13 protein-coding genes are annotated in these 18,786 nt (G+C 43.7%); 5 read left to right on the top strand and 8 right to left on the bottom strand.

Features of this window, described 5'->3' with window-relative positions; genetic code table 11:
- Positions 1 to 101: 101 nt before the first annotated feature.
- From BJR36_RS17355 to BJR36_RS17340, 4 genes are all read right to left on the bottom strand, one after another.
- Positions 102 to 920: a carbohydrate ABC transporter permease gene (locus tag BJR36_RS17355; RefSeq protein ID WP_091236669.1), complete on the bottom strand. Its 819-nt coding sequence runs from the start codon at positions 918 to 920 to the stop codon at positions 102 to 104.
- The gene (locus BJR36_RS17350) at positions 920 to 1,672 is read right to left on the bottom strand and encodes a carbohydrate ABC transporter permease (protein WP_242875641.1); all 753 of its coding nucleotides are present in this window, start codon (positions 1,670 to 1,672) and stop codon (positions 920 to 922) included. Before BJR36_RS17350 ends, BJR36_RS17355 begins: the two co-directional genes overlap by 1 nt.
- 212 nt (positions 1,673 to 1,884) lie before the next feature.
- Entirely contained in the window at positions 1,885 to 3,249 is a 1,365-nt protein-coding gene (locus BJR36_RS17345; protein ID WP_091236664.1) for an ABC transporter substrate-binding protein, read from the bottom strand.
- Between the two features lie 229 nt (positions 3,250 to 3,478).
- Complete coding sequence (locus BJR36_RS17340) at positions 3,479 to 4,666, bottom strand: uroporphyrinogen decarboxylase/cobalamine-independent methonine synthase family protein (protein WP_091236662.1); 1,188 nt, start codon at positions 4,664 to 4,666, stop codon at positions 3,479 to 3,481.
- A 173-nt stretch (positions 4,667 to 4,839) separates the two neighbouring features.
- Here BJR36_RS17340 and BJR36_RS17335 point away from each other — a divergent pair, with 173 nt between their 5' ends.
- Positions 4,840 to 6,636: a sensor histidine kinase gene (locus BJR36_RS17335; protein ID WP_091236660.1), complete on the top strand. Its 1,797-nt coding sequence runs from the start codon at positions 4,840 to 4,842 to the stop codon at positions 6,634 to 6,636.
- Positions 6,637 to 6,639: 3 nt separating this feature from the next.
- Positions 6,640 to 7,389, top strand: a complete 750-nt coding sequence (locus BJR36_RS17330; protein ID WP_091236657.1) for a response regulator transcription factor — start codon at positions 6,640 to 6,642, stop codon at positions 7,387 to 7,389.
- A gap of 390 nt (positions 7,390 to 7,779) precedes the next feature.
- Here BJR36_RS17330 and BJR36_RS17325 read toward each other — a convergent pair whose 3' ends face one another.
- Together BJR36_RS17325 and BJR36_RS17320 are read right to left on the bottom strand one after the other, a co-directional pair.
- Positions 7,780 to 10,239 carry a glycoside hydrolase family 31 protein gene (locus BJR36_RS17325; RefSeq protein ID WP_091236655.1) on the bottom strand — a complete coding sequence of 820 codons (2,460 nt, stop codon included), beginning with the start codon at positions 10,237 to 10,239 and terminating at the stop codon, positions 7,780 to 7,782.
- Positions 10,240 to 10,365: 126 nt separating this feature from the next.
- Positions 10,366 to 11,235 carry an AraC family transcriptional regulator gene (locus tag BJR36_RS17320; RefSeq protein WP_091236652.1) on the bottom strand — a complete coding sequence of 290 codons (870 nt, stop codon included), beginning with the start codon at positions 11,233 to 11,235 and terminating at the stop codon, positions 10,366 to 10,368.
- A 715-nt stretch (positions 11,236 to 11,950) separates the two neighbouring features.
- Between BJR36_RS17320 and BJR36_RS17315 the strand changes: the two genes are divergently transcribed.
- A complete protein-coding gene (locus tag BJR36_RS17315; RefSeq protein WP_091236651.1) occupies positions 11,951 to 12,838 on the top strand; it encodes a LysR family transcriptional regulator in 888 nt (295 codons plus the stop codon).
- Between the two features lie 121 nt (positions 12,839 to 12,959).
- Positions 12,960 to 13,949 carry a uroporphyrinogen decarboxylase family protein gene (locus BJR36_RS17310; RefSeq protein WP_091236649.1) on the top strand — a complete coding sequence of 330 codons (990 nt, stop codon included), beginning with the start codon at positions 12,960 to 12,962 and terminating at the stop codon, positions 13,947 to 13,949.
- Positions 13,950 to 14,020: 71 nt separating this feature from the next.
- On the opposite strand, the gene BJR36_RS17305 is transcribed toward BJR36_RS17310, so the two are convergent.
- A complete protein-coding gene (locus BJR36_RS17305; RefSeq protein ID WP_091236647.1) occupies positions 14,021 to 15,859 on the bottom strand; it encodes a glycoside hydrolase family 127 protein in 1,839 nt (612 codons plus the stop codon).
- A gap of 56 nt (positions 15,860 to 15,915) precedes the next feature.
- On the opposite strand from BJR36_RS17305, the gene BJR36_RS17300 reads away from it, so the two are divergent.
- Entirely contained in the window at positions 15,916 to 16,701 is a 786-nt protein-coding gene (locus BJR36_RS17300; RefSeq protein WP_091236645.1) for a helix-turn-helix domain-containing protein, read from the top strand.
- A 70-nt stretch (positions 16,702 to 16,771) separates the two neighbouring features.
- Here BJR36_RS17300 and BJR36_RS17295 read toward each other — a convergent pair whose 3' ends face one another.
- Positions 16,772 to 18,778, bottom strand: a complete 2,007-nt coding sequence (locus tag BJR36_RS17295; RefSeq protein ID WP_091236643.1) for a beta-galactosidase — start codon at positions 18,776 to 18,778, stop codon at positions 16,772 to 16,774.
- Positions 18,779 to 18,786 lie beyond the last annotated feature (8 nt).

Here is an 18,786-nt window from a genome sequence, read left to right as displayed (position 1 = left end):
GTACTTAGGCCGCGTACTTTGCGGCCTTACGTACCACTACGTCTTCATCTAAGCGAGAGCGCGCTGCGAATGAACATGTTTTGCATCACGTCCCCTTTCGCTTATTCTTTTACTGCCCCTGATGTCATGCCGCCGACAATATATTTCTGCCCCAGCATATATACGATGATGACCGGAATACATGTCAGGATGATATCCGCAAAAATATAGTTCCAGTAGCTCTTGTTTTTTCCAAAGAACTGATATACAGCCATCGTCATCGGGAAGAGCTTGCTGCTGCTTGAAAGATACAGCGGTGTCAGGAAATCGCTCCAAACTCCCATAAACTGCAATATAAAGCAGGTTACCAGCGTAGGTTTCAGAAGCGGTACGATAATCCGGAAGAACAGTTCTATCGGTCCTGCCCCGTCAATGACTGCAGCCTCGTCAAGCTCGATCGGTACAGACAATATGAAGTTTCTGATTGTAAAGATGCAGAACGGTATCATTGCACTTGTGAAGGCTATTATGATGCCGGGCTTATTGTCCGTAAGATGAAAGAAGTTCAAAACCTTTACCAGGGTTACATAGTTTACAGGGAAGAACAGGCCGCACAGAACAAAATAGTAGATAAATACATTCAATTTTGTAGGCTTCCTGCATATGACAAAAGATGCCATCGCACACGAAATCACCGCCACGATCGTTGCTGTCAGCGCATAGCTTAAGCTGTTTGAGAATCCCTGGATTAGTTTTCCCTTTTCAATGACCTCAACATAGTTGCTGAACAGCCATTCCTTTGGCAGGGCAAGGGACATTCTTGCCGCTTCCGATTTCGACTTGAAGGAGTTGATCAGTACCATATAAAAAGGAACCACAACTGCCAGGCAGAGCACGATGCAGACCAGCTGCTTCAGGATGTTCTGAATATTTTTTTTCATTACTGCTGTACCTCCTTCTTACTCATGACCCTTACAACCATGATTCCTATGAATGCAGTTATTCCCAGGAGAATCGTATTCAGGGCTGTAGACATGCCATACTGGCCGCTTGAGTATAGCTGGTAGGAATACGTGGTCATTACTTCCGTTGCATGACCCGGGCCTCCGTTTGTCAGCACATAGATGATATCAAATACTTTTAGTCCATAGGTGATACCAAAAACAAGATTGATCATGATTGCGCCTGTAAGCATTGGCAGCGTGATATGCCTGATCCTCTGCCAAAAATTGGCTCCGTCGATCTGAGCAGCTTCGTAATAAGATTTCGGTATTGTATTTAAACCGGCTAAGAAGATGGTCATTACATAACCGATACCTCTCCATGCATCCACACCGTAAATTGATTTCCAGACAACGTTTAAATCAGAAAGCCATTTCTGTTTTAAAATCCCAAGATGCAGAGCATCCAGTACCATATTCAGCAGGCCTGTATTGTAATTCAATATGGATTTGAAGACGAGGCCGATAATTACGAAAGGAAGGATGGATGGCAGATACAGCAGCGTTCTGTATAACCCCTTTCCCCGAAGTCCCTCCTGAAGCATGATTGCAAGCAGTAAAGCAGGAACCAGCTTGATCATATTCGATACAACTGTAAATGACAACGTATGTAAAATACCTGAAACATAATCTTTATTAGAAGTGAAAATTTCAGTATAATTCTGCAATCCCACAAAATTGATTCCAGTCATTGCGCTTCTTGCATTCCAGTCAGTAAACGAATACAGTACACCAAGTATACTTGGAAATAGAAAGAAGCATATATACAGAACCAAAGGTATGATCAAAAACCATTGCGGATATATTCTTTTTTTGTTCACAGTTACCACTCTTTCTAAACAAATGGTGCAGCAAGCCATTATCTTTCTGCACCATCTGTTCCTAAAATAATATAGTCAAAATGCTATTTCCAGTTTTCATCTCCTGCAACCTTGGCTGATTCAGCCCTGTTTGCATCCATATTCTTCAGTACATCATCTGCTTCCATTGTACCCTGGCAGTATGCGATCATATCAGCACCAAAGTCCATCCAGTAGTCGTTTGTGTATTTTGTGGATGTCTGAAGAACCCCTGTCTTCATTTTTTCTGCAGGAATTGCTGCCATGAATTCCTCTTCTTCCGGAAGCCATTTCTGAACTACCTTGTCGTCATTTACATCGATGTTTGTATAAGCCGGTGAATTGTCCAGGATTTCCTGTAAGCTTTCAGTTGTTGTGCAGAATTCAAAAAATGCTTTTACAAGTTCAGGGTGTTCGCTTCCTTCATATCCGAACATTGTAGGGCCGCCCGGATTTGTCGGGAATGTATCATTGTCTCCTAACGGAAGCAGGAATAATCCGAATTCGTCGCTTGTTCCCGTATCTTCCTGAATTTGTTTGATATAGCTTGAGTTTGCCATTGCCATTGCAACATTTCTGTCGCCGAATTCATTGGACATGTTGGTGCTGTCTGTACCGATCCAGTCTTCCCCTAAATATCCTGCATCTGATAATTCTTTAAATTCTTTCAACACTTCAAGCATCTTCTCATTGCCTGCAAATGTTGCTGTGTTGTCATTCAGCCCTTCGTATAAGCCTGGTGCTGCTGCTTCATAGACGCCGCCTATCTGGAAGAACGACAACTGATGCTGCCATCCGTCTGCACCCGGAACAAACCATGGTGTAATATCTTTATCTGCAATTTCTGCACAGAGATCTTTTAAATCTGCATAGGTGGCTGGGACCTCCCATTTATTTTCTTCAAACATGGTTTTGTTGTATACCATTATGTACTCTGGTGAATTGTGCCAGAGCTGCAGGCCGTATAATTTTCCATCATAAGTGCATGACTGGAGTCTCGTTTCCGGTATAACGCCTTCCCATGCTGCTCCGGTAAAATCGATGCAGTACTTATCCGGATCGACAATCTGTGAAGCGATTGCGAATGGATCGGACTGGATCCAGAATATATCAGTACATGAATCGGTAGATAATTTAGACTGAAGCACATCTGAGTACTGGTCAGCTGGAATTGTCTGCAGGTCTACCGTTACATCATAAGTATCTTCAAAGCGTGCGATCGTGGCATCATATCTGTTGTCCATCCAGCCGGCTGATACCAGAATGCTGAGCTCTTCACCTGCAAAATCCGCTTCCGTTGAATTTGAAGCTTCTGTTTTTCCTTTTTCAGAATCAGAGCTTTCTGTAGCAGCCGGTGATTTGCCGCAGCCAGCCAGCATAGCAGCCACCATGCTTGTGCATAACAATAACGCCATAACTTTTTTCTTCATAATTTACCTCCCATATTTTCTCCTATCAGATAGGATGTTTTACTTGTTAATGGAAGTTTATCAAATGTGCTTCCGATATGCTATGCACTTTTCGGGATGCGTTTTGGACTATTTTAACATTTTTATATACTATCTTACTGTCTTTTTATCTCTTTTACCCTCGCTTTTTTATTCTTGCGCAAAAAAGCACGACGTTTTGCATATTCCGTCGTGCTTTTACATTTTCTATTTATTTATTTTCACAAAAGCTTCCTTTGACATCGCTCCAGTATTGATCGGCATGGGCGATAAGGGTGTCCGCCTGTTCCAGGGACATTTCAGGGAAGAACAGGAAAAGGCTGTGTGAACCATAGCGTTCCACGATCCTGTCCACATTTTTGATCCAGTCTTCAAATTCTCCCGAGTATACCTTGACCCACAGGGATTTTCCTGCTGTGATTGCCTTGTCATAAATCGGATACCATTCTTCGAGTGTTCCATCAGGTCCCATATCCCCGCTCGTCCACTGGAGCGCATCAATCCCATCTGCTTCCATTACTGCATCCAGGTGCTTGATTGCATCCGGTCCGTCCAGATGGTACAGAACATGGTCTGCCTTTGCCGACTGTTCCTTTAAGGATTCCAGTACAAAATCACGGAACTGCTGCGGTGACATAAGCGCCGAGAAATCGCACTGGAGCTTCACTGTCTTTCCTGGCCCCCAGATCTGGAAAACGGTATAGGCATTCCCGCCTTCCTCATCTTTAATGACATCGTAAAACCTGTCATAATATTCATAATACAGATCTGTAATCTGTTTTACCCTTTCTTCGATGATTTCCGGTTCATCCATCATATCAAATATCAGGTCCTGCACCCCTCGGAGAGAAGCAAGGACATCCAGATTCTCCATCAGATCCGGCATATCCACATAGAAGTCATCACCTGCAAGCCGGCGGCATTCCTTCACCAGCTCCATATGTTTTTTGAACCATTTATTTTCCGGATCGAAACTGAATTCCTTTTCATCCTCCCAGTCCTCTACACATTCTTCAAACCATACCGTATCTTCCTTAAACCCTATTTCAGCGCCCAGATAGGATGCCAGGGATCCAGGTCCAAAGTCCACATTCAGATTTGGAAAGCTTTCCGCCAGGAACAGATGGTTTTCACAGAAATGGCGATATCTTGCCACAATGCGCTCTGCGTTCTGGTATTTATCTTCCATGTCCTTCCAGTACAGCTCTTCAGGCAGGTTGTAGTACTTGCCCTGGCAGATGACATCCCTGTACCCGCCTTCCGTCGGTCTGCTGTTCGACAGCTGTTCTATTTCCGGCTTTCTTGCGATTACACACATCAGGGGTCTTCCAGTATTTTTATGCTGCCAGTAATTCGTCCATTTCTCTTTTGTCTCTATCCAGTTATCCTTGTATTTCATTGTAGTCCTCCCATATGATATTTCGTTACCGTTCACGGAGTAAGCAGTAACATATTTCTCTCATTATAACTGTGCCATTTTTACAAGTCCATAGACTTTCCGGATTACTATTTGTACTTTTTTAACAAGGATGTTATACTATTATTCGAAATACGGAAGTGAGGGTTATACATATGCAACAACTAAAACTTCAAACCAAATTATTCCTGGCCTACGTTGGACTTGCAGTATTGATCTTGTCTGCATTCAGCGTTTTTTTCTATAAGTTCGTTTCAAAACAGCTTATTAGTCAGGAAATCGATTCCATTACCACATTGAATGCTTCTTTCGAAGATCAGGTGGACTCAGTGGTGCGCGATATGGATACCGTGTCCATCAATATCAATTACAGCAGTCTGGTAAAGGACAAGCTTGGGTCTTCCTTTAATCTGGATATTTCAAAAGATACTCTGGACAACATGGCCAGCCTGTTCGTGACCATCAATGGAGCCGATGTCAAGGTTGACCAGATCAATCTGTATGACATGCAGGATCACATGCTTAAAGTAGGAATTCAGACCAACACCTCTTCGGTCAAAACGGACAGCCTTGCCTGGTTTACTGAAGTCCTCAATTTAGGCGGAAAAAAAATGATCAGCCAGCCATACCTTACATCCTCCCTGTCTACCTCAAGCAGATATCCTGTCTGGTATATTTCGCTATACCGTTCCTATGACAACAAGTATGGGAAGACAGTCGGCGCCGTCGAAACGATAAAGCGATGCAAAAGCATTTTCAAAAGCATTCTCAGCTATGAAAAGAAAGCCTCCAATTCTGCAAAAGTCTATATTTATTCGGAAGACCATAAGCTGATCTATCCCTATAACCTGACCCAGGAAGAACAGACATCCATCCCTGATTACTATTCCTATATGACTGACACCAAAGACTCCGCATCACTTAAGAATCCGGTTACCGGAGAAAAGGAATATATCGCATACACCACCTCCTCCTTCAGCAGATGGACATATATTACCGTGCAGCCCGAATCCTATGTATTGAAACCGGTCAATAACCTGCTCTACATACTGCTGCTATTTGTTTTTGCCCTGCTTGCCGCTTCTCTCATTATCTCTTACGGTATTTCCCGCAGCCTGGTCAAGCCGATCAAGCACCTGAAGCACATTGTGCAGCGTCTTGAGATCGATACCCTGGGAGAAACGTACACAGGCAGCTACCACGTTGCCTATAATGAAATGCAGGAGCTGTATCATGCATTTCAGAATATGAGCGAAAATCTGAACACGTCCATGAACGCCCTGATCGATTCAAGGCAGCAGGAACTGAAATCCCGCACCCTGGCACTTCAGTCGCAGATCAATCCTCATTTTTATTACAATACCCTTTCAAGCATCATCGTTCTTGCAGAAAACGGCCAGCCACAGGAAGTTATAACCATGTGCCGGAACCTGACAAAGATCATGCGGTATATTACCGATAGCTCCTCCACAAGTGTGAGCATACGGTCCGAAATCGATTACGTAAACAAATACCTGTATTGCATGAAGGTCCGCTACCAGTCCAGCCTGAACTATACCATCGATATAGACGAAAGCCTTCTTGACCGTCAGATTCCGAAGCTGCTGATCCAGCCGATTGTAGAAAATGCCCTCAAATACGGCACTGACTGCATCCCCCCATGGAATCTGTCAGTAACCGGGCACATCTGCGATACCCACTGGCAGATCGACGTCATCGATTCAGGCAACGGCTTTTCGGAAAGTGCTGTCAGGACGATCACCGAACGCATACAGGAAGCCGATGCCAATCCCGGCATGCCCGAAATGAAAATCAACGGGCTCGGCATGATAAACGTCTATATGCGGTGGAAGCTGTACTGTGAAGATGAAATTATATTCAGCTACGGAAACACGAAGGACGGACATGGCATCGTGTCTGTAGGCCAAAAATTCAAAAAGAAGGAGAATTAACCAATGAGATATAAAGTCATTATTGCCGAAGATGAAGAGCTGCTGCTGAATAATCTCGCACAGAAGGTTGAAAATTCAGATACCGGATTTGAGGTTGTAGGGAAGGTCCAGACGGGAATACAGGCGCTCGAACTCGTCAAAGAGCTTTCCCCTGATCTGATTATTACCGACATACGCATGCCTGTGATGGACGGCATCACTCTTTTGAAAAACGTCCGGCAGTACTATCCTCTGGTCGACTTCATCATAACAAGCGGATTCTCCGATTTTGAATATGCAAAAAGCGCTATCCAGCTGAAGGTTTCAGAATATCTTCTCAAGCCTGTCGATACGGACGAGCTGAAATCAGCACTGATCAAGCTGAAAAACAAGTACGACATGCAGAAAAGCTCCTTTGAAGATATCTTCAATCCTGGCATGACCCACAATACGCCTTCTCAGATTGCTGCCATTATGAAAGATTATATAACACAGAATTACAGTTCCGACATCAACTTCAATCTGATCGCCGGAAGCATGAATTACAGTTCCAGCTACCTGACCAAAATATTCTATAAGGAGTACAGCTACAGCCCTTCCAAATATCTCATTTCACTGCGCATGCAGAAGGCGCAGCAGATTCTGCTGCACAATCCTGAACTCTCCATACGCCAGGTAGGAGAACTGGTAGGCTATCCGGACCAGGGATATTTCAGCAGGATATTCAAGAAGCAGGTTGGCGTCAGCCCTTTGGAATATCGCGAGAAGCTATGAGGACGTGATGCAGCACATGTTCATTCGCAGCGCGCTCTCGCTTAGATGAAGACGTAGTGGTCTTGCGTACCAATGGTTTAAATATATAGTAACGCGAGGTGTTTTTATGCTGATTTTGCGTAAAAACCCGAGTTCTGCGTGTGCCAAATTGCAGTTCCTGCAATTTGTGTGCATTATATGTAACTATGAAGGAGATTGTCCGGAATAGTTACCAACGTCTTCATAAAGCTGCTCATTGAACCATGTGCTGTATCACTGTGTTATGGTTGCCGAATGTGAAAAGCGAGGAAGCAAGACTTCATAAGGAGAATTTGACACTCTAATCCTAAGAGATAAGCGGAACCGGAGCGGTGATGTCCACACATCACCGCTCCGGTTCCGCTTATACCGTTATTTTTCTCCGTTATTTTTCTCCGTTATTTTCTCTCCGTCATATTCAATTTCCGCTCCGTTGTATTCGATTTCCTTAACGGCATTTCCGATCCGGATTCTGAATATGCGTTTTTCATCCATTCCTGCGAATCCGCCTTTTCGCTTTCCAATCGTCAGTTTCTGGAAGGCTTCGTCCCATTTCATTTCTATGAGCGAATATGCTCCTTCTTCGTAATTGTAATTATTGCCTTCATCCTCGTACAAAGAAAAGCTTCCGTCGGCACCAGGATAAACATTGATCTCCATCGGCATTTTGCTTTTTTCGTCTGCATACTGGAGGCCTTCCGCAGTCGGAATGATGGAGCCAGCCCTCACGAAAAGAGGGATCTGATCAATCGGCGTCTCCACAGTTACTGTCTGTCCGCCGCGGTGATACTCTGAAGTCCAGTAGTCGTACCAGCCTGCGCCTTCCGGAAGATAGCATTCCTTTACCCTGTTCCTTTCTATGGCGACATTTTCTGCTTCAAAGTACATCGGTTCCGTCACTGCATAGACCAGCAGGGATGGGCCGAACATGAATCCATCCTTGATTTCCCTGGCTTTTTTGTCTTCCATGAAATCAAAAATAAGGCTTCTCATGATCGTTGCGCCCTGAAGACGTACCGCTCCCGCCAGTGAGTAGATATATGGCATCAGATGGTATCTCAGTTTTATGAATTTTTTGATGGCATCATAGAACATATCTCCTTCTTTTCCAAAATTCCAGATCTCCCTTGGCGTGTCCGTTCCATGGGAACGGAACATCGGGAGAAATGTTCCGAATTCCAGCCATCGCACATACAGTTCCCGGTATCCCGCATCCTGCACGCCTTCATTATAATCGCCCTGCCAGAACCATTTTGGCGATGAATCGGTATTGCAGCCGCATCCGCGGTTCTGCCATTTGCTTCCTACCGTAAAGAATGCTCCGATATCCAGCGTCCAATATGGATAGCCGCTGATTCCGACATTCAGCCCTTCGACGATCTGCTTTTTCATGTTTTCCCAGGTTGCACAGGTGTCGCCTGACCAGAGCATGGCTCCGTACTTCTGGCCTGACGCATATCCGGAACGGGTCAGGTTCAGAACCCTGATATCCTCCGTCTCCTTGCGCTGGTTCTCATACATTCCTTTCGCATGCACAAGGGCGTAGGCATTCGCTTTTGCAGGGTCCAGATAATGCTTATGCTCATTCCCGACCATCACAAACCGTTCCCAGGGTTCTCTCTTCACTTCTCCGCCCCAGTCAGGTCCGCTGAAAGGCTCCGTGGAATCGCACCACCAGGCCTCAAAACCTCCGTCAAACAGTTCTTTCTTCGCCTGCTTCCAGTACATACGGCGGGCATCCTCACTAAACGCATCGTATGTGGCCAGATCATTCAGGAGATATCCAGCCTCCAGAAATTCCGTGTGGTTTTCTGTGCCAAAATTCATATTCGGCCATACAGAGACCATTGCATGGGCATTCATTTTCCGGATTTCTGAAATGCATTCCTTCAGATTGCCATACCGCTTCGGATCGACGAGCTTTTCTCCCCATTTCCCCGGTTCCCAGCTGTTCCAATCCTGCACGATGCAATCGATCGGGACCTCAAGTTCACGGTATCGTCTGATGATTTCTGCCAGTTCTTCTGCCGTATAGTACTGTTCCTTAGACTGGATATAGCCATATGCCCACTTCGGAAGCATGGCCGCCTCCCCCGTCAGATAACGTGTTCCCTTTATAATGTCATCAGGCTTTTCTCCCGCTATGAAGTAGTAGTCGATCTGATCTACGGTGTCCATAAAAAGATAAGAGCCGTTTTCATCGTCGTTAAATGTCATGAGCGAACAGCAGTCCACCAGAATTCCGTATCCGTTTGTGGAGAGAAATACCGGCATCGGGATTCTCATATTATGCTGATAGAGATACTGGCTGTGTTTGCGGTAATTGTAGATTCCTTCTTCCGCCTGGCCGAGGCCATAAATGCCTTCATCCTCCTGCCAGTCAAAACATAATTTCCCCCGATACGCCGTCCTGTCTACGACCGGTTTCAGGTTTTTCACAAAATTCCTTTCACCATCCACTGTCTTGACCCTGTCTATGACCGGTTTTTCATCTCCCGTGGTGTACCTGATGACATCTGTTTTTGACAGTGATTTTCCGCCTTCTTTCAGATACCTTTTTCCGCCCTGCTTGTCCCACCATTCCATCATTCCCGTTTCCAGCTGAACGTACACGCTGATTTGACCAGTAGACAGACATACCGTATGATCATTCTCCGAGACCGCAAATTCAACAGGCTTCTCCTGCCTCCTGCCTACAATAATCGAATCCTCTTTAAAAACATCCTCTTTCGTATAAACACACCTGATTATCGTTTCCGTCACCGGTTCAAGACGCATACTGGCATCTTCAAAAATAAAATCAACGAATTTTCCGCCAATCGAATAGCTCATCAGTACTTCCTCCCTTTACTTGATTACCCGTAACTATTCTGAACAGTTACGATTACACTATCCTAACACCAGACGGTCCTACAGTCTATGTCATATCCATTCTGCATTTTGCACTTATTTTACCTTTTATTGAGTATCGCTTTTTCTGTTCTTTGGCGTACTCCCTGTCTGTTTTTTGAACAGGCGGTAAAAATTTGACATATTGCCGAATCCACACTCATTCGCGATTTCATTTGTACTGAGATCGGTGGTTCTCAGAAGTTCCTTTGCCTTTCGGATCCGCAAATCAGTCAGATACTCGCTGAAGGTAACGCCCGTAACCCTTCTGAAATAGGAGGAAAAATAATTCGGACTCATATAAGCCGCTTTTGCAGCCTCTTCCAGGGTCACTTTGTTTTTGTAATTAGATGAAATATACTCGAAAGCGTCCTGCAGGCGTTTCATGGCATTCTTCTTTTCATTGAGCAGTTCCTGCGGCTTCGTGTCATCCTGCGAATATCTGATCAGAAGCGTCAGGATCTTCAGGACATCGGATTTTATCATGAGCTGATAACCCAGTTTCCTGCCTTTCCATTCCCTGCTGATTTCAGACATGACAGCTCCGATCTCCATTGTTATTTCATCTTCTTTATCGATTTTATTCTTAAAGCTGCTCCCACGTTCAATAAATGGCTGCAGATAATCGCTGTCAAAAAAGCTGGTCCTTCCAGCAATCAGTTCAGACGAAAATACCATAACAAGGATATGCATCTCCTCATCCTCCACCCACCAGCCATGGGGCTCAACGTTGTTGAAAATGATGACATCGCCTTCGGAAACATCATACTTTCTTCCGTTTACGTAGTAGCTTCCTCTCCCACTGCGGATGTATGTGATTTCAAAAAAGCTGTGCCAGTGGAACGAATCATCGCAGTTATCTTTGCTGACCAAAACCTGTTCACTTATCAGAAAGGGATATTCTTTATCTAATTCCAGATCATCTTTTGTTATTTTCATATTTTTCTGCCGTCCTTTTAGTATCTTCTTTTCCAAACCAATGATAATAGTATATACTATTTTTATGGCAGATGTGAACCTGTCTTAAATTCATATTTTTAAACTAATCCTGATGTGATTGTCAGTGTTGTAATGGATTTATTGCCTCCACCGGATTTTATTTTAACCTGATTATTGCTTTCCAAATATAAAACCTCTAAACTATGCATATGAGGCTCAAGTACTTATCTAAATGGATTAGCGTGTTAAAAGCCCTCTTGTAACGTTCGGCTTCGTCAATTTGCACAGTTGCCATCCATCACGCAGTGATACAAAACATGGTTTAATGAGCTGCTTTAGAACAAAGTGGTTTCGCCGCTTCAGCTCCACCAACCTAAAACTTGAAGGCGAAAACACTTTGCAGTGCGGAGGGCTGATTGACGATAGTCAATCAAATACCACAAGCCCGACTGCACATCCCCCGGAGGGTTTTCCTATCATAGGGCGAACATTCCTATGATAGGAAGACGTTGGTACTTGGGCCGCGTACTTTTCGGCCTTACGTACCACTACGTCTTCATCTAAGCGAGAGCGCGCTGCGAATGAACATGTTTTGCATCACGTCCTCATTCTCGAAACTTGTGCAAATTGACGAATACCATTTTGTAAATGGGCTTTTGACACTCCACTCCCAAATGATTTGCGCCCAAGCTATGCGAAAGGAATATAAGTTATTATGGATTATCGTAGAATTGTATATTTTTTAAATACTGCTGAGACACTGAACTTTTCAAAATCTGCCAGCCAACTATGTATAACGCCGCAGGCCCTATCCAGACAAATTTCTCTTCTTGAAGAAGAATTGGGTGATAAATTATTTAACAGGAACACTCGAAAAGTTGAGCTTACCGAAACTGGCCATCTTTGCGTCGAAAAATTTGCACCAATAAAAAAATTGCTGGAAAGCAGCTATTCGGACGTTAAGAATGAAATTCAAAAAAAGAAAAATATATTGAAATTAGGATTTCTAAATGCCCTTCCCAAATCCGAAATAATTCTTCCTATTATCAATTTAATTCAGACATTCCGTCCTGAAACAGAATTGGACGTGTCCTCTTTTGATATCATGGATATCGTTGATGCTTTGCTTTCGAATGCATTTGATTTTGTAATAACTCTAACCGAGCCTGGAGAAGAATTTGCCGGATTTGCATCAGTAAAATTATTAGATGTTGATGCAAAAGCCGTAATTTCAATGAGGCATCCATGGGTAACGAAAGATAAACTTACAGTTGAAGATTTAGAGAGCGAAGTAATCTTACAGTTACGTGGCGATAAGCACTTTAAAGGTAAAACCGTCTACAATAGCATTAACTGGAAGGGAATTTATTATGTTGAAAATTTTGATTCCATGTTAATTAATTTAGAAAACGCAAACTGTTTTGCAATAGTACCACCTTTATTTGAATATAAAAAAGAAGCTAAATACAAATACTTTGATCTTCCAAAAGAGTATGCCGTTTCTTTCCAATTAGTTATTCTGGTACCTGATACCAATGATTCACTGGTACATTTGATCCAACACATTTCAAATGAACTGGACTTAAGTAAACTGCACATTTAAAAACCTGCTAAAAGCTGTGATTATTCAATTCAAATTGATAATCACAGCTTTTTAATTGTTTCACGAAAATGCAAAAGTAAGATAAAATTGAATCACTATTTAACTATGAGGAGGATATAAAGTGCAAACACCAAGAGAAGCATTAATAGCAGCCTATACCGGCATACAACCCGACTTCATGCCAAACCCATTGAAATATAATATTGGCGTTGTATTCCCTGGTGACAGGTATTTTGGAAGTGAGACAACAGGAATTGATGCGTGGGGAGTAAATTGGACCAATTTAGGTCCTGATCCAGGTCTGGACGGCAGTACTCCTACGCCTGGTCATAAGGTATTGACCGATATCTCTGATTGGAAGAACCAGGTGCATTTTCCCGATTTAGAAAAAATGCCTGTCAAAGATATATTACAAGGTATGCTGAAACACAATTTAGCCGCCGCCAATTTAGACCGTTCTGAAGTAGTCACTCATTGTCTTATACTTTCTGGTACCTGGGAACGGGCAAATGAGTTAATGGGAATGGAAGATGCTCTTTGCGCTTTCTATGAAGATCCCGATTCTCTAAAAGATTTATTCCAGGCAATCACTGAATACAAAATCAAATGCATCAGCATTGCAATAGAAAGCATAAATCCCGATATCATCCATATGCATGATGATTGGGGAACCTCTAATGCCCTGTTCTTTTCTCCACAGATGTGGCGGGAATTCCTGAAACCCTGTGAAAAACGTATTGCAGATCATATTCATAGCCTGGGAAAAATCTATGAACATCACTCCTGCGGGTATATTACACCCATCATTCCGGATATCATTGAAATAGGTATTGATGCAATTAATCCTTTGAATGTATGCAATAATCTGGCATGGATAAAAAAGGAATACGGAAGCAAAATCACAATGATTGGCGGCATTGATAATCAAAGGATTGATACTCCTGATGCCAAAGAATGTGATATTCGTGCTGAAATAAGAAGAGCCATGGACTTATATGCGACAGGGGGGCGTTATATCTCTTCTTTCGTCTGCACGCATCGCCATGTATGGGACATCTATGCAGATGAGGCTGAAAGATACGGAAAAAATTTTTATCATATGATTGATTAGTTTGTTGAACTTCCGTATTCCCATCGATTTGATGATTTCATGGGAATCCTTTCATGCAGATGTAACACCTTCTATTTTGGAATACCTTGTCTCATCCAGACCATCATTTCATTTTCTCCGCGGTTTGCCCATGCATAATACGGAATCAATTTTACCTCAGTTTCTTTTTCCTGATCTTCCCGGTATTCATGATACAAATTCCCTGCATCCGGCGAACAGACTTTCCGGTATCCATCTATATTCAGCACCGGAAAGTATTTTCCGCCGATTTGCGCCTTGGACTCCTTGATATCTGCCTTCGGATTCAGACGAATCAGATGCAGTTCTTTTCCGTTGTCTGCTTCTTCCGCACAGTAAACCACCGGTCCTTTCAAAGCCGCAATTTTTCCGATATTTTCTCTTACACGGTCATCGGCCTGATAGAATCGCGGCTCCATGATAAAATCCAGATCCAGCTGGTCTCCTGGCTGCCAGCTTCCCTCCATCACATAATATCCTTTTTCCTCGCTGCAGCAATATCTCTCACTTCCCTGCACATTCCAATTCCTGCACCACCCCGGAATCCTGACTGCCAGCTTCATGCGCACCGGGCCTTCTCCCGCATACGTTACAGTTACTTTTCCACTCCAGGGAAACTGAGACTGCACCTGGAAAACTGCCGTCCTGCCATCGATTTCTTTCGTAATGATTCCAGCCATATGAAGATGCATATAAAGGCTGTCTTCCGTCTCTGTATACGCATACGACGGTATCGAGCTTACAAGTCTCGCCAGATTCGGAGGACAGCATGCACAACCGAACCATTTTTGCCTGACCGGTTTTACATGCTGTTTTCTTTCGTCCAGATGGCAGGCTTCCGGCAGCACTTCCAGCGGATTCACATAGAAAAAGCTTTTTCCATCCAGGGCCATTCCGCTTAATACCGTATTATACAGGGCCTGCTCCATAACATCTGCATATTGGCTGTCAGCCTCCATTTCCAGCATACGTCTGGCAAAAAATATTAACCCGATGGAAGCACAGGTTTCTGCATATGCCAGATCATTCGGCAGGTCAAATGGGAAAGAAAAAGCTTCGCCGATGCTGGTTCCACCCACACCGCCTGTGATGTACATCTTCTCCCAGACCGTGCTATTCCATAACCGCTTACAGGAATCCAGGAGCGTTCCATCTCCGGTCAGCCGCGCCACATCCGCCATACCGGAATAAAGATACATGGCACGGACTGCATGCCCCACCGCTTCATCCTGTTCCCTTACCGGTCTGTGAGCCTGGTGATATTGATAGCGCTCCCCCTCCTGCTTTTTACCTTCTGTCTCACAATCCCAATAATAAGGCTGTCTGCCTCTTTCATTTATGAAGAAACGGCCAAGCTCCAGATAGCGCTCTTCACCGGTAGCTTCATACAGCCTGACAAGAGCCATCTCTGCGATTTCATGACCCGGATAACCTTTGGATTTTTCTTTTTCCGGTCCGAAAACACTGTCTATGTAATCGGCAAACCGCATGGCGGCTTTCAGCAGCTTATCCTTTCCAGTTGCCTGATAGTAAGCCACAGCGCCTTCCGCAAGATGCCCAAAACAATACAGTTCATGATGGTCTTTGAGATTGGAAAAGCTTTTATCCATCCCGTTTATAATATAATAGGTATCCAGATACCCGTTTTCCAACTGTGCAGCGCACACAATATCAATTGCTCCATCTGCAATTTCTTCCAGTTTTTCATCCGGATGATTTACCAGGGAATAAGCCACAGCTTCGATCCATTTGGAAAAATCGCTGTCCTGGAACACAAAACCATAAAATCTGTCCTCCAGATGTTCCATATCTTCCGGAAGCGCTTCAAAGCCGCGAAATGTATAAACCGGTTCTTTAAATGCTTTTCCCAACTTCTTTTTCTCATTGAACATCTTCGCGGCATTCTGGAAATTTCCATGTATAATTCGGCAAAAGGAGTGTGCTGATTATGCTTTGTTTTTCCACCGCCCAAAGACGGACCGTCACCTTATGCAATATAAATTACAGCCCGGAAGGCATCTACCATCCGGACCGTATTATGCAGGAATATGATTTTTTATATATGCTGAACGGCACATGGGATATCATGGAGGATGATATCTGTCACCATGTTGAGAAAGGACAGCTTCTGATACTGGAGCCTGGAAAACACCATTACAGCCTTGAAAAATGTACGCCAGGTATGAGAAATATGTTTATCCATTGTACTCGATTACCGGAAGACGGGACTTTCACCCCCTCCAGTCTGCAGCTCCGGAAAATCACTGATTGTTCCGGCAATACACAGATTGAACAGCTTTTTCTGCAGATCATTGAAACATACTGGTCTGATAATGAGCATGCGGATTTCCGTCTGGGCGCGCTTTTGGATATGCTTCTTGCAGAACTTGAACTTTCTGGAAACCACTCCCCCTATGCAGATCCACTCATTAAAGAAATCATCCGACAGTTTTATAGTCATACAAACCGCTTTTTTTCACCCGAAGAGCTGGCCGGCATCTATCATATCAGTGTCCGCGCTTTAAGCAGCCGTTTTAAAAAGACTACGGGGTTTTCCATCCATCAATACCAGTTGACATTAAAATTAGATCTTGCCCATGAACAGCTGCCGCTCTATCCCCAGAGGGGGCTCCGGGATATCGCAGTAAGCCTCGGTTTTTATGATGAATTTCATTTTTCCCGGCTGTTTAAACGTAAATTCGGATGTTCGCCATCGAAGATCAAAAAAAAGTAACTATTCAGAACTATCGCAAGCTTTCAACTGTTTACTCCATAGAGGAATTTTCTAACAATGATCATATCTTTTATGCTGACACAATCAGCTCTGCATCATACGCTTTCAACAGCAACTCTGTATTGTAATATTTCTCTGACAAAATGCCTTTTCCCGGTTTTGCCAGAGATACCGAGACATCATGGTCCATCGTATTGATATAGAAATACTGATTCTCTGCAATCTTTCTCGCCTGAACCCCCTCTGGAGTTTGGACCCCGGTTTCCAGCCCAAGTTCTCCAGTCAGATAATCCACCAGCCATGCCAGAATCGTTTGATTTGTCTCGGCTGCGATATAATAGGCTGTTCCTTTCCCATAATGCTTCACAGAAACCGCACACCTGTTTTTATCCTGGAACTCAGCAAAGCTCTCGGCAGTTATTAATTCAAGGTCTTCGTAATAATCCACATCGATCAGGAAGCTTTCCCCTGCTTTTTCAATTTTGAGAAGCTCGTGACTCTGCTCCTCGGTTCCTGCTATTTTAGAATTTTCCGAATGGAATCCCTTTATATCTGTCCGGTAAAAACCTGCCACACGGATTCCAAATACATCACTCAGATTTCCTGGCTTTGGAACAGAGAATGCTTTGCCAGTTTCATCTACAGTGCCCGAATATCCGGTCATGATAACAGTTCCGCCACGATTCACATAGTTTCTGATCGTTTCAGCCACTGAAGGCTCTATCAATATATGTCCTGGAACGATTAATAATTTGTATTCATTCTTTAAGTTCCGTAAATCGACGATATTGTATTCCTGATTGCTTTCATAAAACACTTTATGAACCTGTATGATCGCATCTGCATATTTTTGCCTGAACTGACCTTTTTGATGCAGCGTCACCCATTCACTTTCCTGATTGTATGCAATGGCAATATCCGGCTTTGGCAGATATGGAAAACCATACATCTGCAGCTTATGCATATCCGCAGCAGCCTGCTGGTATTCATAATAATTAGGTGTCGGAATTCCATCATGTCCTAGCAGTCCATGGTAAAACTGTTCCTCTCCACCGAGCATAGTACGCCATGTCCATCCCAAAACCATCTGCGTCCTGTTCATCAGGCATAACATGATGTGCATCCGCATAAAGCCATTAGGCAGACAAAAAATCCCTGCACATCCTGTTTGAAATTCTAAAAACCACAACGGCTTTTCTGTCTCTGCCAGGCGTTCCTTGTAGACAATGTTGCAATATTGAAAATTGTCATCCATTTTATCTCCCGGATAAAAACCCATCCCCGGATAATCCACAAATTTATCGTATATTTTTAAATAGTCAAATCCCAGATGGCGCATCCCCGAGTAATGATTGGAGGAATGTGGTATTCCAGGCGCATTCTCACTTACGGTCTCCTTTAATTTAATCATGAAATTTCCAATCCCATCAGAATAGAAACGTCGCATATCCAGCCAGGCTTCCGGCGCTCCAATCGCAACTTCATTTTCCTGCAGAACTACATCATCAAAAGAAGTGAGTCTCCGACTCCATCGCCTCGTTGCCCATGCCCTGTTCAAGGCATCAATGGTTCCATATTTCTTTTTCAGCCAGTTTTGAAAACGGATTCTGGCATATTCAGAATAAGACATCAGCCCAGCTCCAAGCTCATTACACAGTCCAAAACCAAATAATGCCGGATGGTCCTTATATCGATTTACTAAAACCCTGGCAAATCGCAAAGCATACTGCTGATAGGCCGGGTCATCCACATCCTCCATATATCTTCTGAGGCTTGCCTGGCTGTTTCCGCTTTTTCCATGAATATTGCATCCCGGACAAAGCTTGTGTACCCAGACTGGCGCCGGGCGCATGGATACATCCAGTACCACACCAATGCCAGCTTCAGCAAATAAGTTCATGACCGTATCAAACCATTCAAACGTGTATATACCTTCTTCTGGTTCATAACTGTCCCAGCACAGATGCCCCAGCCTCACCGTTGTGAAGCCAGCTTTTTTCATTAAATCAATATCTGTTTTCCAGCGCTCCTCATCCCAGTCATGCGGATGGTAATTCGTTCCTATATATAGTGACATATTATTTT

It is taken from the genome of Anaerobium acetethylicum (assembly GCF_900096945.1).
In the GTDB taxonomy this organism is placed as follows: domain Bacteria; phylum Bacillota; class Clostridia; order Lachnospirales; family Lachnospiraceae; genus Anaerobium; species Anaerobium acetethylicum.
The sequence above is the reverse complement of the archived record's forward strand: the minus strand, read 5'-3'. Positions and strand labels throughout refer to the sequence as shown.

What these genes read in the sequence shown, in the direction of transcription:
- BJR36_RS17320 (WP_091236652.1), bottom strand. Translation starts at nt 11,235, where the DNA reads ATGAAAATAACAAAAGATGATCTGGAATTAGATAAAGAATATCCCTTT.
- BJR36_RS17340 (WP_091236662.1), bottom strand. Translation starts at nt 4,666, where the DNA reads ATGAAATACAAGGATAACTGGATAGAGACAAAAGAGAAATGGACGAAT.
- BJR36_RS17325 (WP_091236655.1), bottom strand. Translation starts at nt 10,239, where the DNA reads ATGAGCTATTCGATTGGCGGAAAATTCGTTGATTTTATTTTTGAAGAT.
- BJR36_RS17335 (WP_091236660.1), top strand. Translation starts at nt 4,840, where the DNA reads ATGCAACAACTAAAACTTCAAACCAAATTATTCCTGGCCTACGTTGGA.
- BJR36_RS17330 (WP_091236657.1), top strand. Translation starts at nt 6,640, where the DNA reads ATGAGATATAAAGTCATTATTGCCGAAGATGAAGAGCTGCTGCTGAAT.
- BJR36_RS17305 (WP_091236647.1), bottom strand. Translation starts at nt 15,859, where the DNA reads ATGTTCAATGAGAAAAAGAAGTTGGGAAAAGCATTTAAAGAACCGGTT.
- BJR36_RS17355 (WP_091236669.1), bottom strand. Translation starts at nt 920, where the DNA reads ATGAAAAAAAATATTCAGAACATCCTGAAGCAGCTGGTCTGCATCGTG.
- BJR36_RS17350 (WP_242875641.1), bottom strand. Translation starts at nt 1,672, where the DNA reads ATGACTGGAATCAATTTTGTGGGATTGCAGAATTATACTGAAATTTTC.
- BJR36_RS17345 (WP_091236664.1), bottom strand. Translation starts at nt 3,249, where the DNA reads ATGAAGAAAAAAGTTATGGCGTTATTGTTATGCACAAGCATGGTGGCT.
- BJR36_RS17300 (WP_091236645.1), top strand. Translation starts at nt 15,916, where the DNA reads ATGCTTTGTTTTTCCACCGCCCAAAGACGGACCGTCACCTTATGCAAT.
- BJR36_RS17295 (WP_091236643.1), bottom strand. Translation starts at nt 18,778, where the DNA reads ATGTCACTATATATAGGAACGAATTACCATCCGCATGACTGGGATGAG.
- BJR36_RS17315 (WP_091236651.1), top strand. Translation starts at nt 11,951, where the DNA reads ATGGATTATCGTAGAATTGTATATTTTTTAAATACTGCTGAGACACTG.